Source organism: Coprococcus hominis (ex Arizal et al. 2022), assembly GCF_040094675.1.
GTDB lineage: Bacteria > Bacillota > Clostridia > Lachnospirales > Lachnospiraceae > Coprococcus_C > Coprococcus_C hominis.
On record NZ_JBBNHG010000031.1, the window covers coordinates 177,258 to 203,653 of the forward strand.

The following is a 26,396-nucleotide window of genomic DNA, read 5'->3' on the forward strand; positions in this document are numbered from 1 at the left end:
ATTTCTATATTATTATTCTGAAAGCAGCACCGTTGCAGCAGTCGCCCATGCAATCTGCAAATTAAATCCGCCGGTCAGTGCATCAACATCCAGCACCTCGCCGATAAAATAAAGTCCCGGAATCTGTTTTGCTTCCATCGTCTTCGGATTGATCTCCTTCACGCTCACGCCACCTCTGGTGATGATAGCTTCCTCATAGCCGCGCGTGCCTACCACATGCAGCGTAAGCTTCTTCATACAAGCAATGAGTCGTTCCCGTTCTTCCTTCGTTACGGCGTTCACCTGCTTAAACGGATCAATCTCCGCAAGCTCTATCATAACTGGAATCAGCTTCTTTGGCAACAGTTCATCGAGTGCATTACGCACCTGTTTGTTCTTCGCCGCGTCGAAATCCCGCAGGATACGTGCGTCAAGCTGTTCTATAGTAAGTGCCGGTTTCAGGTCGATCTCTACCCAGATTGGTTCCCCTTTCGCTTTGCCTGTATACGCCGATGCAGAAAGCACAAGTGGTCCGCTGATACCGAAATGCGTAAACAGCATTTCGCCCTGTTCCTGATACAAAAGCTTGTCTTTGTTTTTCTTTTTTGTATAGCACGACAATGTGACGTTCCGAAGCGAAAGTCCCATCAAGTTGCGGCAGAAATCCTCTTCGATCTCAAATGGCACAAGCGATGGCTGGCATTCTGTCACCTGCAGTCCAAGATCTCTGGCAAACTGTAAGCCATCTCCGGTTGATCCGGTTCGCTCATAGGAAAGTCCCCCGGTTGCCACAATCACCGCATCAAAATGTTCCTGCTTTTGCAGTCCCTTCTCGTCCTTCACGCAAATGCCTGTCACACGCATATGATTCTGCATCCGGTCATGCACCGGTTCCGTCAGGATTCTCGTTACCGTATGGTGCAGACGAACCGTTACCTTTCGCTTATTTAACGCCTGCTCAAGCGTTTTTATCACATCCGAAGAATGATCCGATGCCGGGAATACCCGGTTTCCGCGTTCAGTCTTTAATTCCAGTCCATTTTGCTCAAAAAACTGCATCACATCCTGTGCATTACAATTGTAAAATGCACTATACAAAAACTTTGGATTTGTCACCACATGTTTCATCAGCTCTTCCACTTCACAATTGTTTGTCAGATTGCATCTGCCTTTTCCTGTGATGAAAAGTTTTTTGCCAAGTTTTTCATTTTTTTCATATATTGTCACGGAGTGCCCTGCCTGTGCAAGCATAACTGCTGCATACATACCGGCAGCGCCTCCACCTATGATAGCTGCTCGCATTATCTCTCAAACCTCTTCAAATCCGACTTCTTCATGATAATCAGTAACGGCTCGTCCGCCTTTAATGGCGTATCCGGATCCATAGCGATATTGAATTCATCATTTTGGATCACAGCAACAACATTGATTTTATATTCTTTTCTAAGATTCAGCTCCCGCAGATTCTTACCAACCCACTCCGCACGTGGAAGAATCTCCACAAGGCTCGTGCTGTCCGACAGGTCAAAATAATCGACAAGATGTTCTGAGATCAGTTTGTGCGACAGACGGATTCCGGATTCTTTCTCCGGGAAAACAACCTGGTCTGCACCAACCCGCTTCAGGATTTTCTCCATCATCTCATCCTTTGCCTTTGCAATTACCTTTGGCACGCCAAGTTCCTTTGCAGACATTACGCACATGATGCTGGAATCTAAGCTGTCAGCCATCGCCACAACTACCGCATCCATGTTCGAGATACCTGTCTCTCTTAGTGCATCCATATCACAGACATCCAGACTCATGGCACAAGTCACACTGTCCGCAATCTCATTTACAATTTCTGGATTTCCATCGATTGCAAGCACATCCGCGCCGTTTTTATACAATTCTGTTGCAATGCTTTTCCCATACCGTCCAAGACCGATAACCGCGATCGATTTATTCATATATTTCATTCCTCCTACCCTACAATAATTTCCGCATCCGCATATTTTACAGAGTTGTGGTTTGTCGCACGCTGTCCGAAGAACATGAACATCGTGATTGGTCCCACTCTGCCAAGATACATACATAATATGATAATCAATTTTCCAATCACATTCAGCCCCGGAGTCACGTCCCGTGACAACCCGACTGTTGCGATTGCACTTGTCACTTCGAAGACACCATCCGACAGGGAAAGTGGATTTGTCGCCAGAAGCAGAACAGAAAACAAAATCAATGTGCCAAAACCGATAACTGTCACAGCCAGCGACCGACGGACGATAGATGTCGGGATTGTTTTTTTAAATGCGACCGTCTCTTTGCGTCCCTGTACTACAGCCAAAACTGCAAACACAAGTGTCGCAGCCGTCATCGTCTTGATGCCACCGGCAGTTCCGACCGGCGAACCGCCAATAAACATGATTACACAACTCACAAGTACCGTCGGCTCTGTCAATCCTTTCTGGCTGATTGATGCAAATCCAGCTGTTCGGAGTGTCACAGACTGAAAAAATGCATTGAGCATTTTCTTTCCAAGTGACATATTTCCGAGCGTGAGCGGATTGTTACATTCAAATAGAAATGTGACAACCATGCCGGATAAAATCAATGCAAATGTCATCATCAATATGATTTTTGTATGTGTATTGAATCGACGCCAGATATCACGGACCGGTATCTTTTTTGCACGCACGTTTGAAAGCACATCTACCACATCCCACCAGACAACGAATCCAAGTCCACCACAGATGATCAGAAACGACGACGTGAGCAGTACAAGCGGGGAATCCGCATACGTCATCAGACTGTCCGGTCCAATGATATCAATTCCTGCATTGCAAAACGCTGAAATCGCATTGAATACAGAATACCAGATTCCATGCGCCACACCAAACTGTGGGATAAACGCAAACATATATAAGACCGCGCCTAACATCTCCACAATCACAGTTCCTTTGATCACTCGTTTTATAAATACAACCATGCCCTGCATCGTACTTAATCCAAAAGCATCCTGAATCATCATACGATTGCGCAAGGAGAATTTTCGATTCATAAGCAGCATAACAAATGACGTCAATGCCACAATTCCAAGTCCCCCGAGCTGTATCAGCGCGAGAATTACAATCTTACCAAATAATGTCCAATACGAAAAGGTCGGAACAACTACAAGCCCCGTCACGCAGACGGAGGTTGTCGCAGTAAATAACGCCGTCAGGAAATCGGATTTTCCCGACACCGTCGCAACCGGAAGCGTCAGCAAAACCGCGCCGGTCAGAATCGCAAGCAGAAAGCCAAGCAATATCTTTGATGTCGTCCGCATCTGCCGCCTTAATTTCTTTTCATTTTTTTCCGCTACATCCATATTTTTTCTCCACACTTATATCTTTTATTGCAGGTAATTGCGAAACACGTAATTGTATATCGCAATTACCTGCTCTATATTATGAAAGAATAAGGCGGAGAAAAAGCTCTCCGCCTTTTGATATCTTTTATCCTGGCTTATTATACCGGATATGTCTTATTCTCTGTATTTGCTGCTGTTACATCCACACCTGTCTGCTGCGCTTCTCTGTACTTGAAGAATTCTGTTGCAACCTGTGGGAACAATGCATAAGAAAGAACATCCTCATCCTGCTGCTTGTACTGCGCCATTTCCTTCTCGAACTTAGCGAGAGATGGCTCTAAGTCATCTGCCGGACGATATGTGATAGGCTCCTTCATTCCAAGGCTGTCAAGCGCCTTCTTCTGAATCTCTGCATTTACAGGTACCGTAGTTCTACCGTACTTACCTACGAGCATATCCTTTGCCTCTTTTGTAAGAGTCTTGTAACGCTCACCCATAACAACGTTCAATACAGCCTGTGTACCAACGATCTGTGAAGATGGTGTAACAAGTGGAATCTCACCAAAGTCCTTACGAACACGTGGAATCTCTTCCAATACTTCGTCGTACTTATCCTCTGCATGCATCTCCTTCAACTGGGATACCATGTTGGAAAGCATACCACCTGGTACCTGGTAAAGCAGAGTCTTGATGTTAACGCCCATTACCTTTGGACTAAGCAGTCCGGACTCCAGCCACTGCTCACGGAGTGGACGGAAGTAATCAGCGATCTCAGCAAGAAGATTCTGGTCGAATCCAGGATCGAACTCTGTACCCTCGAATGCCTTTGCCATAACCTCTGTTGCAGGCTGTGATGTACCCATAGCAAGTGGCGACATTGCTGTATCAATAATGTCACATCCAGCTTCGACTGCCTTCATGTATGTCATGGAAGCGACACCGGATGTGTAATGTGTATGAAGCTGAATTGGAAGCTTTGTACCTTCCTTCAAAGCCTTTACAAGCTTTGTAGCCTCGTTTGGTACAAGAAGTCCGGCCATATCCTTGATACAGATAGAATCTGCACCCATCTCCTCGATCTGTCTTGCCATGTTCTTCCAGTAATCCATTGTATAAGCATCGCCAAGTGTATAAGAAAGTGCAACCTGTGCATGTCCATTTTCTTTGTTTGCTGCCTTTACAGCTGTCTCCAGGTTACGGATATCATTCAGACAGTCAAAGATACGAATGATATCAATACCGTTTGCGATACTCTTCTGTACGAAGTACTCTACAACGTCATCAGAATATGGGCTGTATCCAAGGATATTCTGTCCACGGAACAACATCTGAAGCTTTGTATTCTTGAATCCGTCACGGAGCTTACGAAGTCTGTCCCATGGATCCTCTTTCAGGAAACGGAGACAAGCGTCGAATGTAGCACCACCCCAGCACTCTACGGAATGGTAACCAACTTTATCCATTTTATCAATAATTGGCAACATCTGCTCTGTTGTCATACGTGTTGCAATCAAAGACTGGTGTGCATCTCTCAGCACAGTTTCGGTAATCTTTACCGGTTTCTTTTCTTCTGCCATTAGTCTGACCTCCTAAATTCTCTATACTATACACCAAAGATTGCGAGGAATGTTCCGGCTGCAACCGCAGTACCGATAACACCTGCAACGTTTGGTCCCATGGCGTTCATCAAAAGGAAGTTTGTAGGATCTGCCTCTGCGCCAACCTTCTGTGATACACGTGCTGCCATAGGAACGGCGGATACACCCGCAGAACCAATCAGCGGATTTACCTTGCCGTGCGTTACCTTACACATGAGCTTACCGAACAATACACCTGCCGCTGTACCAAACGCAAATGCGATCAGACCAAGCAATACAATTTTCAATGTACTTGTCTTCAGGAATGCTTCTGCACTTGTCGATGCACCTACGGATGTACCAAGCAGGATAACAACGATGTACATCATTGCATTACTTGCTGTCTCTGTCAGCTGCTTAACAACACCACTCTCACGGAACAGGTTACCGAGCATCAGCATACCAACCAACGGAGCTGTTGTAGGAAGAATCAATACAACAACCAATGTAACGATGATTGGGAACAGGATCTTCTCCATCTTTGATACTGGACGGAGCTGAGCCATCTTAATCTTTCTCTCCTTCTCTGTTGTAAGGAGCTTCATGATAGGTGGCTGGATAACCGGTACCAGTGACATATAAGAATATGCGGCAACTGCAATCGGTCCCATCAGAGTTCCACCCATTCCAAGCTTACCAGCCAAGAAGATAGATGTAGGGCCATCGGCACCACCGATGATAGAGATTGCTGCTTCCTTTCCGTTGAATCCCATCAGGAATGCAAGGAAGTATGCAGCATAAATACCAAACTGAGCGGCTGCACCAAGCAGGAAGCTCTTCGGGTTCGCAATCAGCGGACCGAAGTCTGTCATGGCACCAACACCCATGAAGATGAGGGAAGGCAAAATACTCCACTCATCCAACAAATAAAAATAATGTAACAATCCACCATCAGCAATGATATCCGGGAACATGTTAACCAGGAACATACCGAAGGAGATTGGAACCAAAAGCAACGGCTCGAAGCCTTTCACGATTGCAAGATACATGAACACACATGCAATGAGAATCATTACATAGTGCTTCCATGTCAGGGTTGCAAATCCTGTCTGGAGAGCCAGATTTTTAAATACATCTGCAAAACTACTCACTTATGTTTACCTCCTGTTATTGTAGGAACCAGTTACTTACGAACTCTGATTAGTTCAAAGTAGCCAATACGTCGCCTGCCTCTACTGCATCACCTGCAGAAACGTTGATGCTTGCAACTGTTCCGTCTTCTGGAGCTACCACATCATTTTCCATCTTCATAGCCTCAAGGATCAGGATCACATCACCCTTCTTTACGGCTGTACCAACGCCTGCCTTTACGTTCAGGATCTTACCTGGCATTGGAGCTGCAACCTCGATAGAGCCTGCTGCGGCTGGAGCTGCTGGAGCTGCCGGAGCTGGTGCTGCGGCTGCAACTGGTGCTGGAGCTGCTACGGCTGCCGGAGCTGCACCTGCGCCTAATTCTTCTACTGCTACATCATAAGCTGTACCATTTACAGTGATTCTATAATTCTTCATGTTAATTTCCTCCTAATATATCAATTATTTTCTTGCACGACGAATCGAACGTACAACGAGTTTATCTTTACTTACTGCACCATTGCCTGCCTGTCCCTCAGCAGCATAAATAGCGGCTGTGATAACGGCTACAAGCTCTGCATCGTTCATCAGATTGCCTGCGGCTGGTGCCGGTGTAGCAGCCTTTGCTGGTGCTGCCGGCTTGCTCTCTTCCTTCTTGAGATCTTCGATCTTCGGCTTCTTTGCAAAAAGTGCCGGAAGGAATTTGAACAGTGAAATAATAAATGAGATGAAAATCAAAACTACAAATACAGTACCCATACCGAGCAATGTATTCATACCTGCCTGCTTCATCAGCTCTGCCTTAGAGTATACGGCTGAAACAACCATTTCCTCTGGAAGATACTGATATACGCCCTGCATCTCATTGTCGATGCCCTGCTGTACAACATCGTCTACACTTGAATAGTAACTGCCATACTGGGAGAAGAACTCCTCTTCTGAGCCATAGTACATCGCAATTTCCTGACGGACTGCATCTGCATTGTATGTCTGCTTTGCCTGATCCAGCTTGATGTAGTAATCTGGATTCTCAACAAACTTTACAGTTACTTCCACATCTCTGTTTGCTGCCTTGTTTGTAACAGTTACCGATACAGAGTCTGCGGCATTCTCAATCTTGTAATTGACATCATTTAAATCCATGCCAACACCGTTGATATAAGGAGAGAAATCCTGGAATTCTCCAACCTTATCGGTCTCCTGTGCCTGCTTGATACCCTTTACTGCGGACTGCTCGAATTCGGTTCCATCCTGAATATAATAATCAGCATATTCATCGCTCACGTTCTGATACTGGTTGAACAGATACATCGTGTCGATGACGATCTGGCTGTCATCATAGTCAAACGGCTTTTCAACCTCATTGCTGCAGGCAGTCAAGGAAAACATCATAGCTAACATGGAAATCAGAATTAATAATTTTTTCTTCATTTCATTGTCACCTTTCCTTATACTGCTCCGTGCTTCTTATATGGTCTTTCCTCGTTCTTTGTGCTAAGCATATCAAACGCAGCGATCACACGCTTTCTTGTTGCATCCGGCTCGATAATATCATCGATATATCCACGCTTTGCTGCTGCAAGTGCGCTTGACTGAAGCTCTGTATAAGCTTTCTTCTTCTCTGCAATGAATGCAACCTTATCAGCTGCCTCTGCAATTTCCTTCTCGTACATGATCTTGACAGCCATCTCTGGATCCATCGTACCAATCTTTGCACATGGCCATGCGTATACCATATCTGCGCCGATTGCCTTGGAGTTCATGATCGTGTAAGCAGTTCCAAACGCATCGCCCATCACAACGGTTACCTTAGGTACTGTTGCATCTGCAAATGCGTATGTGAGCTTGGCTGCTGCATCTGCGATTGTTCTCTCGTTTGATACAGTTGCTACAAATCCCTTTGCATTTACAAGTGTCAGTACAGGGATGTTGAATGCGTCACAGAACTTCACGAAGTCTGCTGCGATATAAGCACCGCTTGTAGAGAGAAGTTCTCCACCGTCAGCTGCCTGGTTGGCTACACAACCAACTGTCGCACCGTTCAACTTGATCAGTCCAAGAACCATGTCCTTTGCATAATCTTTCTTCACTTCTACGAATACATTGTTATCTGCGATGTTCTGAAGGACAGCTCTTGCATCCTTTGCAAATCCATCGAGATTTGGAATGATACGGTTCAGATCGTCTGTACAATCGGACTCTGCATCTTCCATGTTGTTGTCAGGGAGCATATCCACAAGGCTTCTGATGTTTGCAAGTGTTGTTGCATCATCCTCGAATACACCATCTACGAGAGAAGAATTCTCGCTAAGGTAAGCAGCAGATGCTGTATCAAGCTTTGCCTGATAGTTTCCATCCAGTGCATTTGGGCTGTTTACGAATAACTTTCCGCCCTCTGCTGTCATAAATGTAAAGTCTGTAAGTGTTGGAATAAGCGCTGCTCCACCACCGCATGTTCCAAAAATTGCAGTAATCTGTGGGATTACTCCTGACGCAAGTGTCTGCTTCAGATAAACCTCGCCGAATGCATTAAGTGCATCGGTTGCCTCCTGCAAACGAAGTCCCGCACAATCGATCAAACCGACTACCGGTGCGCCTACCTTCATAGCCATGTCATAAATCTTCGCAATCTTCTTTGCGTGCATCTCACCGATTGCACCACCAAGAACGGTTGCATCCTGGCTGTATACATACACCAGTTTTCCATTGATGACACCATATCCAGTAATAACACCGTCTTTTGGAGTATCATTTTCCTGCATGTTGAAGTCCGTATTTCTAGCTGTTACATATGCACCAACTTCAACAAAGCTCGCTTCGTCAAGCAAAGAAGAAATTCTGTCACTTGCTGACAATGTAAGTTTGTTACTCATTTTAAGCCCTCCACTTTTATTTATTATGGGTTTTCTGATTAGAAACCCAATTTCTTCCGATTGTAATTGTAAATCTTTTTCCGCCTGAAATCAAGTCAAAATCACATTCTTTGTCACAGTTTTGCAATAAAAAAGAAAAATCTGCAAAAAGCCTTAAACATTTATGTTCCATCCGCTTTTTACAGATTTTTAAAGCCACTCTTATTTTGTTTCAGAAAGCACGTTTTTATTCTTTACCAGATAGTCGATCAGAGAGATGATCGTCAGCGCCAGCGCCAGATAGATCAGTACATTCTCAATGATATGTACCGTGCTTCCACCGAAGTCGCAAATCAGTAAGATTACCATGAACATCTGGCAGACCGTCTTGATCTTGCCCCACCAGCCAGCAGCGATCACGATGCCGTTATCCGATGCAACCAGACGAAAACCGCTGATGATAAACTCTCTTGCAATAATCACAATTACAACCCACGCCGGAATCCGGTCCAGATCGATCAGCGCGATCATGGCTGAACAGACAAGCAGTTTATCTGCAAGTGGATCCATGAACTTGCCAAAGTCCGTAATCAGGTTATACTTTCGTGCGATTTTTCCATCCAGCATATCCGTGAGACTTGCCAGACAGAATAACGCAAGTGCAATCCATTTTCCTCCCGGAATGCCAGGCACCATCAGGGCTACTAAGAAAAATGGTATCATGATCATTCTAAGTATCGTTAATTTATTCGGCAGATTCATCGACAATCCCTCCTATCATATCATATGGTCCTACCTCATTGATCCGGACATCTACAATCTGTCCGGACATCAGTTCATAATCACAGTTCACAAACACCAGCCCGTCCACGCCCGGTGCATCCCGATATGTCCGTCCGACATAGACATCATCGTCAGAAGAATATCCCTCGATAATGACCTGCATGATCTTCCCGACAAATGTCTCGTTTTTATCCAAGGAGATCTCCTGCTGCAGCTCCATGATCTCATTACGCCACTGCTCCGCTGTCTCTTCATCGATCTGGTTCTCAAATGTCGCTGCCGGTGTTCCATCTTCTCTGGAATACGTAAATACACCAACCCTGTCAAGCTCCTGTTCATCTAAGAATGCCATCAGTGCCTCATGCTCTTCCTGTGTCTCGCCAGGAAATCCTGCAATCAGGGAAGTACGGATTGCGATATCTGGGGCTGCTTCCCGCAGCTTTCCAATCACCGCTTCGATGCTTGCACGATCTGTGCGCCTGCCCATCCGCTTCAAGATTGCATCCTCGCTGTGTTGCATCGGCATATCAATATAATGCAGAAGCTTCGGCTCCTCCTTGAAGCAGTCGATCAGTTCGTCATAGATTTCCTCCGGATAACAGTACATCAGGCGAATCCATTTGATTCCATCGATCTTCGCAAGCTCACGGACTAACACATGCAGCCGTTTCTCCCCGTACAGATCTTTACCATAGCAGGTTGTCTCCTGTGCGACAAGCACCAGCTCCTCGATGCCCTGCGATGCCATATATTCTGCTTCCTTTAAAAGCTGTTCCATCGGCACACTCCGGTAATGTCCGCGGATATGTGGGATGACACAGTAGGTACAGAACTTGTCGCAGCCTTCTGCAATCTTTAAGTATCCCATAAATGTACCCGATGTGATAACCTTGTTCGATTCTGTGATCGTTGCCAGACGGTCGATATCGTCATAGACACTGATTTCTTCTGCATCCTCGATACCATCGCGCGCCTTCAGCTCCTCGATCACATCTAAAATCTTATCGAAGCTGCTCGTTCCAAGACATGCATCGATCTCCGGGATCTCGTCAAAGATCTCATCCTTGAACCGCTGTGCCATACATCCGGTCACAATCAGGTATTTTAAGTTCTGCTGTTTGAGCTTCGCCATCTCCAATACTGTATTTACACTTTCCTCCATCGCATCCTTGATGAAACTGCATGTATTTACGATGATTGCATCGGCTTCCTGCTCGTCGTTCGTAATATTGTAATTGTGCTTTGCGAGCAGGCCAAGCATTGCCTCGCTGTCGCAAAGGTTCTTGTCACAGCCAAGTGACACCATCAATATGTTCATATATTTCTTATTCCTCACGCTCTGCGGCTTCCACGCAGTTATTCATCAGCATCGCGATCGTCATCGGTCCTACACCGCCCGGAACTGGTGTGATGGCACCAGCCACCGGTTCCACCGATGCAAAATCAACATCACCGCATAATTTGTTGTTGGCATCTCTGTGGATACCAACATCGATCACTGTCGCACCGTCCTTCACATACGATGCGTCGATCATCTTCGGCTTTCCGATCGCAACGATCAGGATATCTGCCTCTTTACAGATTTCCTTTAAGTTCTTCGTTCTCGAATGGCAGATCGTTACGGTTGCATTCTCACGCAGCATCAGAAGTGCCATCGGCTTGCCTACGATATTGCTTCTGCCGATCACAACGCAGTGCTTTCCTTCGATATCAATCTCCGAACGCTTCAGAAGCTGGATGATTCCCGCTGGTGTACACGATACGAATCCCGGTCTTCCAATACACAGGCTGCCAACGCTCTCCGGATGGAATCCATCCACATCCTTCTTCGGAGAGATCGCATTGATGATCTTCTCTTCATTGATGTGCTTCGGAACCGGAAGCTGCACTAAGATTCCGTGCACGCCGTCATCCTCGTTTAAATCCTTGATAATAGAGAGAAGTTCTTCCTCGGTTGTCTCCTCCGGAAGTTCAAACGCACGTGACTCGATGCCGATATACGCGCATGCCTTCTTCTTATTTCCAACATATACAGAAGATGCCGGATCGTTTCCGACCTGAATGACTGCCAGGCAGATATTTTTGCCCTGTGCCTTCAATGCGGAAACCTTCTCTTTTAACTCATCCTTGATCTGCTGGGAGATTTCTTTTCCGTTAATCAATTTTGCCATTGTTATAATCCGCCTTTCTTTTCAACATTGTACACGGTTCCATATGCCGTGTACAATGCATCTGAATTCATAAATATACGATGTATTGAAACTAAGTAGTTCTAGATGCTCCAATATACATACCAAACTCATACGCAACCGCCACCAATTCGCCATCCACGGCTCAATGGTGGCTTGTTTGAACTTCCTGTTCAAACATTGCTGTACACAGATGGAGCATCAAAAACTTCTAAGTTTCAAACATATGTATATTTAGAATTCAGATGCATGGTACATATACATATGGAATCGTATACAAATTGCTACTTCTTAGAATAATCCGTGTGTCACACCTTCGTCATCCACATAGATGCGCTCTGCAGCGGGAACCTTAGGAAGTCCCGGCATCGTCATGATCGCACCTGTGATTGCTACGACAAATCCAGCTCCGGCACTTACATATACCTCACGGATATTGACTGTAAATCCGGTCGGTCTGCCAAGCTTCTTCGCATCATCGGAAAGGGAATACTGGTTCTTCGCCATGCAGACTGGCATATTTGCAAATCCCATCTCCTCGATCTTTGCGATCGCACGATCTGCCTCTGCAGAATAGGTTACGCCATCTGCGCCATAAATCTTCTTTGCGATTGTCTCAATCTTCTCCTTGATAGAGAGATTATCTTCATATAATACCTTGAAGTGGCTTTCCTTTGTCTCAAGTGTGTTGAGCACGGCATTTGCAAGCTCAATACCACCTTCGCCGCCTTTCTCCCATACATTTGCGAGGGCGAAATCACAGCCACGCTTCTCACAGAACTCACGTACAAATGCAAGCTCTGCATCTGTATCGGATACGAAACGGTTCAACGTTACAACTACCGGCACACCGTAGAGCTGTAAGTTCTCGATATGCTTCTCTAAGTTCACGATACCCTTTTCCAGTGCTTCTAAGTTCTCCTCGCCAAGATTCGCCTTTGCCACGCCACCGTTATATTTCAGTGCACGTACCGTTGCTACAAGCACAACTGCATCCGGCTTCAATCCAGTCATACGACACTTGATATCGAAAAATTTCTCTGCTCCGAGATCCGCACCGAAACCTGCCTCTGTGATGACATAATCTGCAATTTTAAGTGCGGTCTGTGTTGCACGGACAGAGTTACAGCCATGTGCGATATTCGCAAATGGACCACCGTGTACAAGTGCTGGTGTATGCTCTAATGTCTGGATCAGATTTGGTTTGATCGCATCCTTCAAAAGCGCTGTCATCGCACCGACACACTTGAGTTCACCAGCTGTAACAGGCTCATTATCTACATTATAAGCAACGATAATTCTTGAAAGACGCTCCTGCAGATCCTTGATATCTATTGCCAGACAGAGGATTGCCATGATCTCTGAAGCAACTGTGATAACGAATCCATCCTGACGCATCACGCCGTCGCCCTTCTTACCCATACCAACGATAATGTTACGAAGCACACGGTCGTTCATATCCAGGCAACGCTTAAATACGATACGCTTCGGATCGATGCGGAGTGTATTTCCCTGATGCATATGGTTATCCATCACGGCTGCAAGCAGGTTATTTGCAGATGTGATTGCATGGAAATCACCTGTAAAATGCAAGTTTAAGTCTTCCATTGGTACGACCTGGGCATATCCGCCGCCGGCTGCTCCGCCTTTGATACCAAAACATGGCCCAAGAGATGGCTCACGCAGTGCAATGACCGCCTTCTTTCCAAGCTTGCACATTGCCTGACCAAGTCCTACGGTTACTGTTGTCTTTCCCTCTCCTGCCGGAGTCGGGTTGATTGCTGTTACCAGAATCAATTTACCATTCTCATTATTCTTTACAGACTGCATGTACTCATCGGAAATCTTCGCCTTGTACTTACCGTACATCTCGATATCATCCTCCGACATACCAAGCTTTGCTGCCACGTTCTTAATTGGTTCCATCTCTGCCTGCTGTGCGATTTCAATGTCTGTTAACATACTCTTTTGTCCTCCTGACTCCCTTATAAATATTCCTCTACATAATTTTCAAATTCTTCCATGCTCATAAGCACCTTCCGTGGCTTCGTCCCCTCTTCCGGACCGACCACACCAGCTTCGGAAAGCTGATCCATAATACGTGCTGCACGGTTAAATCCGATTTTATATACTCTTTGCAACATACCGATGGATGCCTTATCTTTCCCGATAATAAACTTCCCGGCATCTACAAAGTAGTCATCATATTCCGGTTCTGCAGACGATGTGCCACCGCCAGAACCACCGACCTTTGTGTTTGCAATCTCATTTGAGATTGACTCATCGTAAGTCACCTCTCCGCTTTCCTCCTTCAGGAAGTCCACGACATCTGCTATCTCATCATCCGACAGGAATGCACCCTGTACACGTACCGGCTTCGGATAACCCGTTGGATAGAATAACATATCACCTTTACCGAGCAGCTTTTCTGCTCCATTCATATCGAGAATCGTTCTCGAATCCACACCCGAGGATACGGTCATCGCGATTCGGGATGGCACATTCGCCTTAATCAGTCCCGTAATGACATCCACCGATGGTCTCTGCGTTGCAATTACCAGATGAATACCCGCCGCACGTGCAAGCTGGGACAGACGCACGATTGCATCCTCCACTTCTCCATGCGCTACCATCATCAAATCTGCAAGCTCGTCGACGATGATCACGATCTGTGGCAGCTTCTTTAAGTCTTCGTTACCCTCTTCCGAGCCTGTCACTGCCTTTACCTTTTCGTTATAGCCCTGCAGATTCCGCACATTATACTGTGCAAATAACTGGTAACGATTTGTCATTTCAAGTACCGCCCAGTTCAGAGCGCCTGCCGCCTTCTTCGGATCGGTCACAACTGGAATCAGCATATGTGGGATTCCATTGTAGATACTCAGCTCTACCTGCTTTGGATCGACCATAATCAGCTTCACATCATCCGGCTTTGCCTTATATAAGATACTCATGATCAATGTATTGATACAGACCGATTTACCAGAACCAGTCGCACCTGCGATCAGCAAATGCGGCATCTTCGCGATATCTGCCACAACCACCTGTCCGCTGATATCCTTACCAACTGCAAATGCAATGTTGGACGGGAACTTCTGGAAGTTGTCTGATTCAAGCAGATCGCGGAAAAATACAGGCTGGCTCTCCTTGTTCGGCACCTCGATACCTACTGCCGGCTTGCCCGGAATCGGTGCTTCGATACGGATATCTGCCGCCGCTAGATTCAGCTTGATATCATCCGCCAAGTTTGTGATCTTCGATACCTTCACACCCTGCTCCGGCTGTAATTCATACCGGGTAACGGATGGGCCGCAGCTGTAATCCGTTACCGTGACATTGACGCCGAAGTTTTCGAGTGTACTCTTTAACTTCATCGCTGTCTCCCGGACGGACGCTTCGTTTGACTTCGTACCCTTTCCCTTGCCGCTCTTCAAGAGCTTCAACGGTGGGAATTTGTATTCCTTGATTGGTTTTTGTTCACTGTTTTCCTGAATTGTCTCTGCAATCTGGTCACGTTCCGAAAGCATCTCCTGCTCGGATTCCTTCGTCTTCCTGCGCTTTCTCGTCGCTGCTTCGGTCACTGGAGCCTCGTCCGCATCCGGCACGGAAACATCTGCGGTGTCCATCTGTTTTTCTGCTGCACGCGACGTTCTCTTCGTATGTACCGGTTCCAATGTATCCGCAGCCGTCTCATCATAAGCAGAAATATCAGCACCTGTCTGTGCGTTTTCCTCCTGCCACATCTGATCTGTGATTGTCGTTTCCTCCTGTGCGGCTCCGTTTGCATAATCTGGGCGGTCAAAGAAATCCACCGTCTCTTCCTTCGGTGTATCCGGCACAGGTGGGATATCCGCTTTCGCACTGCGAAGTTCTGTCACACCGCTTTTTTTCTTTTTCAGCAGCGACAAATCTACATACCCCTCTGAGACATCCTTGGCATCCTGCAAGGTCAGATTCGGATTGAACAGATCTTCATGTGGAAGCGGTTTTAACTCATGAACCTCTTCCCCCTCGACCTTCTTATTTTTGACTTTCTTCTTTTTCTTCTTCACTGGTACAGCCGGCTTCTCCTGCTCCACCTTGATATTATCCAATTTTGTTCTGCGCTTTGCCTCAAGTGCTGCCTCTGGATCAATCGCTTCCTCGTCATCATCCTCATACAGCGCATTGTAACGATTCTTGAACTGTGCAGACCGCTCCTTTGCAAAATTGATCAGCGACACATTCATTACGACGATGATTCCAATGATGATCAAAAGTGCAATCACAATGATCGCGCCCGGTTTTCCAATCAGATTGTACAGTACAACGAGCAATCCACCTAAGATAAATCCGCCGCCCTTCTTTTCCTGTGCCCCCTGATCATACAGAAGCTTCGCCGTCATATGATCGGCACCAGCCGTAAGCTGGAAGATAAATGCTGCTGCAACAATAAACAGTCCTACACAGAGTACGCGGTTTACGACTGCTTTTTTTGCACCGTTTGAAAGCAGAAATGCCTCTGTCAAAAAGATGTATAACGGAAGCACATATTCCACAACACCAAACAGTCCAAACATAAACTTCGCAAAGAAATTTCCTACAACGCCGCACCAGCCAAAGTTGCTGATAAAGAAAAATGTACAAACTGCCAGACAGATAAACAGATGGATTTCATTCTTCCGTGCCTGTTCCTGCGCCAGCTGTGCTTTTGTCTTTCTTCCTCCTGTACGGGAAGCGGACGCCTGTCTGGACGACTGTGAAGATCTTGCTTTCTGTGGTGATCTTGCCGTCGATGTCGAACGGCTGGCAGTCGTTTTACTTCTCGTATTCGATTGTGAACCTTTATTATATGTACTGTTGTTTCCCGTTGCCACGGTATGCACTCCTTCTCTTTTCCCTCATTCTCCGATTATGACAGACATTTTTCTAAATGTAATCACCCATATGGCAGTCCGTATCCATATACAAACCGCCACACGGGTATATTTATGTCAGTTTAAATGCTCATACTGCTCTATTTTACTATTTTTCTTTGCATTTATCAAGTCATATAAACAATTCATTGCGGTATGGATGCCGCCCACCCGGTCGATGATTCCTACCTCGACTGCCTGCCTGCCAACTAACACCGAACCAATGTCTTTCGTCAGTTCTTTCGTATTGAACATGATCTCCCTCAGTTCCTCTTCCTTGATGGAACAATGATTCGACGTAAATTCAATGATCCGGTCCTGCATCCGCTCAATATATTCGTAATTCTGCGTCACACCAAGCACGGTTCCATTCATCCGGATCGGATGCACGACCATCGTTGCCGACGGCACAATAAACGTCACATCCCCGGATACTGCCAACGGCACGCCAATTGAATGTCCGCCGCCAAGCACAAGACATACCTTCGGCTTGCTTAAGGATGCAATCATCTCTGCAATAGCGAGCCCTGCCTCGACATCACCGCCCACGGTATTTAAGAGTACCATCAGTCCGTCGATGCCCTCGTCGTCCTCCACGGCAGCAAGCTGTGGCAGGATATGCTCATATTTGCTTGTCTTCGAGGACGAACCAAGATTCTCATGCCCCTCGATTTCTCCTATTATATTCAACAAATGAATTCGGTGATGATACCGGTTTTTCGACAAAGTAATCTGTCCGTAGTCAGTGATCAGATTCCCCTGCTTTTGCTGGTTGTCCATCCCGCTTTCTTCCTGTTTCTGCCGGCTATCCATATGAAACGCCTGTTCCTTCCCTGTTTCTCCCTGTCTCTCCAATGTTTCCTACCTCCGTTCACAAAATTTTCTCATAGATATTATGTACATTTTGTTTGACTTTTATAAATACGGAAACTATAATAGCAACGCAAAGTAGCTTATTTATTTTTTCTATAAATTACGGAGGTTTGATAAATGGAAACACAAAGCAAAGACAAAGTATATGTCATCGGACATAAAAATCCGGACACTGACTCCATCTGTTCTTCCATTTGCTATGCTTATCTGAAGCGGCAGATTACCGGCGATGATTATGTCCCGATGCGCGCTGGCGAGATAAACGCAGAAACCAAATATGTATTAAATGCATTTTCCGCGGCTGTGCCGGAATATATGGAAAATGTCTCCACACAGGTAAAAGACGTGGAATACCGCCATATCGATGGCGTTGACGGAGAGATTTCCATCAAAAATGCATGGGAAATCTTAAGCGAATCCGGTGCAACCACGCTTCCATCGGTAAACGAAAATGGCAATTTAGTCGGACTGATCACCGTTCGCGACATCGCCATGACTTATATGGAAGTGTACGACAACCGTGTCATCGCATCCGCGCACACACCATACAAGAATATTATCAACACCCTCTCTGCTGATCTGATCGTCGGCGATGAGAAGGATTATGTGCATACCGGAAAGGTGCTGATCTCCGCCGCCAACCCGGACATGATGGAAAACTACATTGAGCAGGGCGACATTGTCATCCTTGGTAACCGTTACGAGTCACAGCTTTGCGCAATTGAGATGGATGCACAGTGCATCATCATCTGTGACGGTGCGGTCGTATCGAAAACAATCACGAAGCTCGCTGAGGATCACAACTGCTCGATCATCCGTACCCCATATGATACTTATACCGCAGCGCGTCTGATCAACCAGAGTATCCCGATCCGTTACTTTATGAAGAAGGATAACCTGATCACCTTCTCGACTGAGGATTATATCCGGGATATCCGTACCGTTATGGCGGGTAAACGCCACCAGTACTATCCTGTCCTGAATGAATATGGAAAATACGTAGGACTGATCTCCCAGCGAAATTATTTGAATGCGAATCCAAAAAAGGTCATCTTAGTTGACCACAACGAGCATGCACAAGCAGTCGACGGTATCGAAGAAGTCCAGCTTCTGGAAATCATCGATCACCATAGACTGGGCGGCTTGCAGACGATGAATCCGGTTTATTTCCGCAACCAGCCACTTGGCTGTACAGCAACGATCATCTATCAGATGTTTGAAGAAAACCATGTTGAAATCCCGAAGCAGATTGCCGGACTGTTATGTTCTGCAATCATCTCGGATACCTTGATGTTCCGCTCACCGACCTGCACACAGATGGATGAGCATACATGCCGGAAGCTTGCAAAGATCGCAAACATCGATATCGAAGCATATGCGATTGCCATGTTCAACGCCGGAAGCAAGCTGATGAACGAGACGGACGAGGAAATCTTCTATCAGGATTACAAGGTATTCTCCTCAGAGAACTTAAAGTTCGGCATCGGACAGATCACTGCGTTCAACTCTACGATGTTAGATGCGGTCAAGCCACGGATTCTCAAATACATGGAAAGCATCTACAACCAGAGCGAAGCCGATATGTTATTCTTCATGCTGACGAATATCTTCAAAGAAAGCACCGAACTTTTATACTACGGCAAGAACTCCGAAGAGCTGCTGGAAAAAGCGTTCAAGCTCGATGAAGTATCCGGTGGCAGCATCAACCTGCCGGGCGTTGTCTCCAGGAAGAAGCAGATCTTACCGATGATCGTAAGTGCTTCGAATAATATGTAGGATATGTAATCAGCAAATGCCTATAACGCAAAAAGAGACATTCCCAAACAGCTCAGATAGGGAATGCCTCTTTTTTATATTAATATATTTTATTATACGCAGACTGCAATTATACCATCTGCACCAACCAGACATCACTCTTCACCATAAAGAATCCAATCGTCGCTTTGATTAATTCCGTCGCCTGCACGAAAAAATACACACTCACAATTCCAAGTCCCGTAAAATGCGCAAGCACGTACGCACAAGGAACAACAATGACCCATGTGAACACGGAATCAAACAGGAATGTAACCAATGTCTTACCGCCTGATCGTAAGGTAAAGTAGAAGGTATGGCTCATGGAACAAATCGGCATCAAAAGCGCAGATATACTCATGAACGCTGTAGCAAGCTTCTTGATTTCATCGGTTGTATTGTAGATATGCGGAAAAAACCTGCCAACTACAAACATTACCGCCGCGACAAGTATACAGCAAAATACACTGAACACGATCATCTTATTATCCGCATCCTTCGCCTGTTCCAGCTCGCCGGCTCCCAGATACTGTCCTACAATGATGCTGATACATGCACCAAGCTGAATATACACAATATTAAACAAATTCGTGATCGTCGTTGCGATGTTTAGTCCGGCAACCACCTCGAGTCCGCGCACCGAATAGCACTGCGTCACTGCTGTCATCCCCGCCGCCCAGAGAAGTTCATTCAACATAAGTGGAAATCCTTTGATCAAAATTGCTTTGAATTCGCCCATTGGCATGCCAAATCCCCGGTATGCACCAGCCAGATACTTGTTCTTTTCTTTATGGGAATGTGCCCAGATTACAATAATTGCAGCTTCTATATAACGCGCCAGTATCGTTGCGAGCGCTGCACCCATAACGCCAAGCTTCGGAAATGGCCCAATTCCAAATATCAACAGATAATCTAACACTGCATTGCTTCCAACTGCCACGAAGCTTGCAACCATCGGTACAAATGTCTGCCCGGTTTCCTTGATATTTGTCGCATACGACTGTGTAACCGCAAAAGGAACCAAGCCGATCAGCATGATGGACAGATACTGTTTTCCATACCGTAACGCAACATCTGTCGCACCGGTTCCGGCCGTATCCGTAAGATATAAGGATATGAGATTCTCACCATTCGTAATAAATAACGTAATTGCAAGAATCGTCACAAACATCGTTGCATACAGTTTGAATCGGAATGAGTACATGTGACCTTCATGGTTTCCTTTTCCGAAATACTGTGCGCCAAAAATACTTGCTGCCGATGCCGCACCAAAAATTGCCAAATTATATACAAAAATCAACTGATTCACAATCGCTACACCGGACATTTGTTCAGTTCCAAGCTGTCCAACCATGATATTATCCAAAAAGCTGACCAAATTCGTAATCGCATTCTGTAAGATCATCGGCAAAGCAAGCATCAGATATCGCTTATAAAAGGCACGATCGCCAATAAATTTTTTGATTTGAAAAGACCGTTTCGTATTCATGTGTCATTCACCTCACTTTTCACACACGCCCTGCATGTTTCACAATCAAATCCAAAAATCTCCCGCATGATAGTTCCGCACGCATATATCAATTCTGTTATATATATATAGAAAAATATGGTGGGTACAGAATCTACCCACCATATCACATAGTTTCTTCTATATTTTGCGTACGTTTGTCTTAGCACTTACATTGTAAGGATAATCTCATTGATATCAGCCAGCTCGCTTGCTGCAATATAGTTATCGCTCATTTCTTTGCCATTTACGACAAGACTCTTGTAACCGCTCTCTGCGCCATTCGGATTCTTCACAACGATATGAAGCTTCTTTCCACGGAAGTCCTTGTTGATCTCGAATTCCTTCCAGTCAGATGGAACCGATGGTGCGATACGAAGTCCATCGAAGTCCGGACGCATACCAAGGATACCCTCAACACATCCAACCATAACGGTCGATGCTGTACCGGTCAGCCAGTGTACATGTGCTCTACCCTCGAATGGGCTGTCAGAGCTCTCTGTAAACTGTCCGTGGCAATATGGCTCCAGCTTTCTGATCTCTGCCTTGTCATTCATGGATGCAGGTGAGCTTTCTGTGAAATACTCAAATGCACGGTTTCCATGTCCCATCAGGGATTCTGCCAGAATAATCCAACCCTGTGGCTGTGAGAAGATACCGCCATTTTCCTTTGTGGATGGATTGAACAGAAGCATCAACGCTCCCTCAAACGCATGATCTACATAGGATGGCGCCATCAGACGTACGCCATATGGTGTATTCAATTCTCTATGTACAGACTCCAGTGCTTTCTCTGCCTGATCCTTTGTGGCAAGACCACTGATAACTGCCCATGACTGTGGATTCAGCCACATGTTTGCTTCCGGATCATGCTTGGAACCGATGATCATGCCGTCTTCCTTGTATCCACGGATATAGCGGTCATCTTCCCAGCACTTTGTCTGGATAATATCGCCAAGTTCCTTCTGGATCTTATCCAGATATGCGATATATTCTGTATCATTTTTCTGCTCTGCAAAGATGCGGAGTACGCTCATCGCATAGTAAAGCTGCATTGCAACAAATGTTGACTCGCCCTGCTTGCCAAGACGTAAGCAGTCATTCCAGTCTGCATGCAGACCTGCCGGCATACGATTGTTTCCAAGGTGATTCATAGAGAAATCAATCGCACGCTTCAAATGCTCATACACCGTACCCTCTCCGCCATTTGCGAACAGGATTACTTCATCGATAAAGTCTGTATTTCCAGACTCCGCAATATACTTATAAACTGTTGGGAACAACCACAATGCATCATCTGCACGATAAGCCGGATGTCCGGTTGCACGTACATAAGACTCATCATCTGGTGTATCCTCATGACCTGCATTGTGATCAAACTTTACAAGTGGAAGTCCACCACCATTGTCTACCTGTGCAGACAACATGAAACGGATCTTGTCCAACGCCATCTCTGGTGCCAAATGGATTACGCCCTGAATATCCTGTACCGTATCACGGTATCCGTATCCATTTCGAAGTCCACAGTAGGAGAACGATGCGGCTCTTGACCAGATAAATGTCATGAAGCACTGATATGCATTCCATGTATTGATCATCGCATTGAATGACTCGCTTGGTGTCTTTACCTGGAAATGATTCAGCTTTCCATGCCAGTATTCCTTCAACTCTGCCAGCTCAGCTTCACTCTGTGCATGCACATCTGCATAGCTGTTCATCACTGCTTCTGTCTCTGCATCATTCTTCATGCCGAGTACAAATGCAAGCTCCTTGCTCTCGCCCGGTGCGAGTGTGATCTTTGTCTCCAAAGCGCCACAGGCATTACCATTATAATTCAGACAGTTTCCGCAATCACCGTTTTCTACGCCGACTGGATTGCCATAGCCATGATATCTGCCAAGGAACGCTTCCTTATCTCCGGCATAGCTTGCAACCTCTGCTCCAGCCAGACCAAAGAATCTTGTAAATGCAACACTTCCGTTGATAGCTGCACCCTTATTCACGTTCTCATTGATCACCTGCTTAATGCGGTTTCCCATGAAATATGTTCTTGTGATAAAGAGTGTATACTGCAGATTGACCTGATCCTGCTCATAGTTGTTATCATTTGTAAATTCACAGTAACCAAAGACTGACAGGTTACGAGGCTTGTCAGAATCGTTCGTAACCTTCAGCTTCCATACCTCATGCGTCTTATCAAGTGGTACATAGTAAAGTACAGAGCTCTTGATGCCTGCATATTCTGCATTCATATACGTATAGCCTGTACCATGGTGACACTCACTCTTGTAGCTGTCTAAATCTTTTCCAACTGGCTGCCATGAGGCTGACCAGTAATCTTTGCTGTCATTGTCACGCAGATAAATGTATCTGCCCGGCTGGTCAAAGCTGTTGAAGATATAACGAAGAATTCTTCCGTTTGCACCAGACTTTACAAAGCTGTATCCACCGGCATTGTTGGAAATGATTGCGCCGTATTCCGGAGAACCAAGGTAGTTCGCCCAAGGTGCCGGAGTATCCGGTCTGTCAATCACATATTCCTTATTTGCCTCATCAAAGTATCCGTATCTCATGAGGTACCCTCCTAATTTATAGTTCTACTGCTCAGCGTCCTTCAGGCTCAGGCTGATCTTACCCATACGGTCAACCTCAAGAACCTTAACCTTGACTACATCGCCGATATTTACGACATCCTCTACCTTCTCTACGCGGTGATCTGCCAGCTTAGAGATATGAATCAGTCCATCCTTGTTTGGTGACAGCTCTACGAATGCACCGAAGTTCATGATACGAACAACCTTACCTTCGTAAGTCTTACCAACTTCGATTGGATCTACGATAGAACGGATGATCTTCAATGCCTTGTCCATACCTGCCTGCTCAACACCGCAGATAAATACATTTCCATCATCATCGATATCGATCTTAACGCCTGTCTCCTCGATGATTGCGTTAATTGTCTTTCCTCTCTGTCCAATGATCTCACCGATCTTCTCCGGATCAACCTTTGTCTGGATGATCTTCGGAGCAAGCTCGCCAACGTGATCTCTTGGAGCTGCGATAGCCGGCTTCATACATGTATCCATGATGAAGAGTCTTGCCTCACGACATCTTGCGATTGCGCCCTCTACGATTGGACGTGTCAGACCATGAATCTTGATATCCATCTGGATTGCTGTGATACCTTCGGTTGTACCTGTTACCTTGAAGTCCATGTCGCCGAAGAAATCTTCGAGTCCCTGAATATCTGTAAGCAATACATAATCATCATCTGTCTCACCAGTTACAAGGCCGCAGGAAATACCTGCTACCATCTTCTTGATTGGAACACCGGCAGCCATCAGTGACATACAAGATGCACATGTGGAAGCCATAGATGTTGAACCGTTTGACTCAAATGTCTCAGATACAGAACGGATTGCATATGGGAACTCGTCCTCACTTGGAAGTACAGGAACAAGTGCACGCTCAGCAAGTGCGCCATGTCCGATCTCACGACGTCCTGGTCCTCTGGATGGCTTTGTCTCACCAACAGAGTATGATGGGAAGTTGTAATGATGCATATATCTCTTCGTTGTAACATTTGTGTCAAGGCCATCCAACTTCTGAGCCTCAGAAAGCGGAGCCAGTGTTACAACGTTACAAATCTGTGTCTGTCCTCTTGTGAACATAGCAGAGCCATGGACTCTAGGAATGATATCAACCTCAGCAGCCAGTGGACGGATCTGTGTGATCTGTCTGCCATCCGGACGCTTATGATCCTTCAGAATCATCTTACGAACTGTCTTCTTCTGATACTGGTAAACAGCCTCATCAAGAACTGCCAGCCAGTCTTCCTTATCTGCAAATGCCTCTTCAAGCTTCTCCTTGATCTGGCGGATGTTCTCCTCACGCACCTGCTTCTCGTCTGTGAAGACTGCCTCTTCCATTGCTGCAGGTGGAACAAGCTCCTTGATTGCCTCAAACAGTTCTTCCGGAACTGCACAGCTTGTATAAGAATGCTTTGGCTTACCACACTCAGCTACGATCTTATCGATAAATGCAATTACCTTCTGGTTTAACTCATGGGCTGCATAAATAGCCTCGATCATCTTCGCCTCCGGCACTTCGTTCGCACCAGCCTCGATCATGATAACCTTATCTCTTGTAGATGCAACTGTAAGCTTCAAATCTGACTCCAGATTCTGTGTTGAATTTGGATTGAATATAAGCTCGCCGTTGATCATACCAACCTGTGTTGTTGCACATGGACCATCAAACGGAATATCAGAAATTGCTGTTGCAATGGCAGAACCAAGCATAGCCGTAAGCTCTGGAGAACACTCCGGATCTACAGACATAACCATGTTATTGAGTGTAACATCATTTCTGTAATCCTTTGGGAACAATGGTCTCATCGGACGGTCGATAACACGGGATGTAAGGATTGCATTCTCGCTTGCCTTACCCTCACGCTTGTTGAATCCTCCAGGGATCTTTCCAACGGAATACATCTTCTCCTCATATTCAACTGAAAGTGGGAAGAAATCGATACCATCTCTTGGTTTTTCTGATGCAGTTGCTGTTGAAAGAACAACTGTATCTCCGTAGTGCATCAAAGCTGCACCATTTGCCTGCTTTGCAACTCTGCCTACATCGACACGCAAGGTTCTTCCGGCAAGTTCCATCTCAAACTTCTTGTACATAATTAATTCTCCTTGAAATATTTTTTCCTGCAATCAGACTCCGAAACGACTGAAAACGCCACTTTCTGTATCTGGCAAACATGTACAGATAATCTATACTCATGATTCTGGTTATCATCTTATTACCATATGTGTTTTGCATTTTATTTTATAGCAGAAAATGATTTTTTCAGTTGTCTCGGTTTTGTCTTCATGCAATCTTTTAGATTATACCATCTATTTCCTTTTGCTTCAAGATGGGAATGGATGAAATGTGGGATTTTTTGTTTGTGATTTATTTGCGATTTATTGCTTGCGATTTTTGTTTGGAGACTGTTTCGCTTGATACTGTTTGCTTGCTGTGGGTTTTCTAGCTCGCTTTTTTGCTTCCACGCCCACGCCATGGGTTTCCACGCTTACTTTTCTGCTCCCACGCCCAGTTTCCGCTCCCCGACATATCGATTAGCTTCCGGGATGGGCTTTTCTGCTTGCTTTTCTTCTCCTACGCCCACACCGTGGGTTTCCCCGCTTATTTTCCTACTTTCACGCCCAGTTTCCGCTCCCCGACATATCGATTAGCTTCCGGGGTGGGCTTTTCTGCTTGCTTTTCACACCCTACGCCCACGCTATGGGTTTCCCCGCCTGCTTTTCTACTTCCACACCCAGTTTTCTCTCTGCGACATATCGATTAGCTTCCGGGGTGGGCTTTTCTGCTTGCTTTTCTTCTCCTACGCCCATGCCGTGGGTTTTTCCGCCTACTTTTCTGCTCCCACGCCCAAATCAATAGATTCATAAAAAGAAATTATGAATTTTCTGTG

Annotated in this window: 18 protein-coding genes; 1 reads left to right on the plus strand and 17 read right to left on the minus strand. The window is 45.7% G+C overall.

Features of this window, described 5'->3' with window-relative positions; all coding sequences use genetic code 11:
* Nucleotides 1-12: 12 nt before the first annotated feature.
* The 14 genes from AAAT93_RS06435 to AAAT93_RS06500 form a co-directional block, all read right to left on the minus strand.
* Nucleotides 13-1,281, minus strand: a complete 1,269-nt coding sequence (locus AAAT93_RS06435; protein WP_195540734.1) for an NAD(P)/FAD-dependent oxidoreductase — start codon at nucleotides 1,279-1,281, stop codon at nucleotides 13-15.
* The gene (locus AAAT93_RS06440; protein ID WP_118373585.1) at nucleotides 1,281-1,928 is read right to left on the minus strand and encodes a potassium channel family protein; all 648 of its coding nucleotides are present in this window, start codon (nucleotides 1,926-1,928) and stop codon (nucleotides 1,281-1,283) included. The genes AAAT93_RS06435 and AAAT93_RS06440 overlap by 1 nt, the downstream gene beginning before the upstream one ends.
* Nucleotides 1,929-1,942: 14 nt before the next feature.
* Nucleotides 1,943-3,331: a TrkH family potassium uptake protein gene (locus AAAT93_RS06445; protein WP_118373586.1), complete on the minus strand. Its 1,389-nt coding sequence runs from the start codon at nucleotides 3,329-3,331 to the stop codon at nucleotides 1,943-1,945.
* Between the two features lie 140 nt (nucleotides 3,332-3,471).
* The gene (locus tag AAAT93_RS06450) at nucleotides 3,472-4,890 is read right to left on the minus strand and encodes an oxaloacetate decarboxylase subunit alpha (RefSeq protein WP_021985618.1); all 1,419 of its coding nucleotides are present in this window, start codon (nucleotides 4,888-4,890) and stop codon (nucleotides 3,472-3,474) included.
* A gap of 26 nt (nucleotides 4,891-4,916) precedes the next feature.
* A complete protein-coding gene (locus AAAT93_RS06455; protein WP_227572829.1) occupies nucleotides 4,917-6,041 on the minus strand; it encodes a sodium ion-translocating decarboxylase subunit beta in 1,125 nt (374 codons plus the stop codon).
* A 49-nt stretch (nucleotides 6,042-6,090) separates the two neighbouring features.
* Nucleotides 6,091-6,459, minus strand: a complete 369-nt coding sequence (locus AAAT93_RS06460) for a biotin/lipoyl-containing protein (protein WP_021985620.1) — start codon at nucleotides 6,457-6,459, stop codon at nucleotides 6,091-6,093.
* A gap of 24 nt (nucleotides 6,460-6,483) precedes the next feature.
* Nucleotides 6,484-7,452, minus strand: coding sequence for an OadG family protein (locus AAAT93_RS06465; protein WP_227572830.1), 969 nt, complete (start codon nucleotides 7,450-7,452; stop codon nucleotides 6,484-6,486).
* Between the two features lie 17 nt (nucleotides 7,453-7,469).
* Nucleotides 7,470-8,894: an acyl-CoA carboxylase subunit beta gene (locus AAAT93_RS06470; protein WP_021985622.1), complete on the minus strand. Its 1,425-nt coding sequence runs from the start codon at nucleotides 8,892-8,894 to the stop codon at nucleotides 7,470-7,472.
* A gap of 201 nt (nucleotides 8,895-9,095) precedes the next feature.
* The gene (pgsA, locus tag AAAT93_RS06475) at nucleotides 9,096-9,635 is read right to left on the minus strand and encodes a CDP-diacylglycerol--glycerol-3-phosphate 3-phosphatidyltransferase (RefSeq protein WP_021985623.1); all 540 of its coding nucleotides are present in this window, start codon (nucleotides 9,633-9,635) and stop codon (nucleotides 9,096-9,098) included.
* Nucleotides 9,619-10,974, minus strand: a complete 1,356-nt coding sequence (gene rimO / locus AAAT93_RS06480; protein WP_118734095.1) for a 30S ribosomal protein S12 methylthiotransferase RimO — start codon at nucleotides 10,972-10,974, stop codon at nucleotides 9,619-9,621. The genes pgsA and rimO overlap by 17 nt, the downstream gene beginning before the upstream one ends.
* A 7-nt stretch (nucleotides 10,975-10,981) precedes the next feature.
* Complete coding sequence (gene folD, locus AAAT93_RS06485; RefSeq protein ID WP_021985625.1) at nucleotides 10,982-11,827, minus strand: bifunctional methylenetetrahydrofolate dehydrogenase/methenyltetrahydrofolate cyclohydrolase FolD; 846 nt, start codon at nucleotides 11,825-11,827, stop codon at nucleotides 10,982-10,984.
* A gap of 309 nt (nucleotides 11,828-12,136) precedes the next feature.
* The gene (locus AAAT93_RS06490; RefSeq protein ID WP_227572831.1) at nucleotides 12,137-13,807 is read right to left on the minus strand and encodes a formate--tetrahydrofolate ligase; all 1,671 of its coding nucleotides are present in this window, start codon (nucleotides 13,805-13,807) and stop codon (nucleotides 12,137-12,139) included.
* A gap of 23 nt (nucleotides 13,808-13,830) precedes the next feature.
* Nucleotides 13,831-16,701 carry a DNA translocase FtsK gene (locus AAAT93_RS06495; protein WP_227572832.1) on the minus strand — a complete coding sequence of 957 codons (2,871 nt, stop codon included), beginning with the start codon at nucleotides 16,699-16,701 and terminating at the stop codon, nucleotides 13,831-13,833.
* 117 nt (nucleotides 16,702-16,818) lie between these two features.
* The gene (locus AAAT93_RS06500; RefSeq protein WP_227572927.1) at nucleotides 16,819-17,553 is read right to left on the minus strand and encodes a ClpP family protease; all 735 of its coding nucleotides are present in this window, start codon (nucleotides 17,551-17,553) and stop codon (nucleotides 16,819-16,821) included.
* Between the two features lie 177 nt (nucleotides 17,554-17,730).
* Between AAAT93_RS06500 and AAAT93_RS06505 the strand changes: the two genes are divergently transcribed.
* On the plus strand, nucleotides 17,731-19,389 hold the full coding sequence (locus AAAT93_RS06505; protein WP_021985629.1) for a putative manganese-dependent inorganic diphosphatase: 1,659 nt from the start codon (nucleotides 17,731-17,733) through the stop codon (nucleotides 19,387-19,389).
* Between the two features lie 109 nt (nucleotides 19,390-19,498).
* Here the strand turns inward: AAAT93_RS06505 and AAAT93_RS06510 are convergent, their stop codons facing one another.
* From AAAT93_RS06510 to AAAT93_RS06520, 3 genes are all read right to left on the minus strand, one after another.
* Nucleotides 19,499-20,896, minus strand: a complete 1,398-nt coding sequence (locus AAAT93_RS06510; protein ID WP_117780202.1) for an MATE family efflux transporter — start codon at nucleotides 20,894-20,896, stop codon at nucleotides 19,499-19,501.
* Nucleotides 20,897-21,084: 188 nt separating this feature from the next.
* Entirely contained in the window at nucleotides 21,085-23,487 is a 2,403-nt protein-coding gene (locus AAAT93_RS06515) for a GH36-type glycosyl hydrolase domain-containing protein (protein WP_021985631.1), read from the minus strand.
* A 24-nt stretch (nucleotides 23,488-23,511) separates the two neighbouring features.
* On the minus strand, nucleotides 23,512-25,599 hold the full coding sequence (locus tag AAAT93_RS06520) for a polyribonucleotide nucleotidyltransferase (protein ID WP_021985632.1): 2,088 nt from the start codon (nucleotides 25,597-25,599) through the stop codon (nucleotides 23,512-23,514).
* Nucleotides 25,600-26,396: the final 797 nt, after the last annotated feature.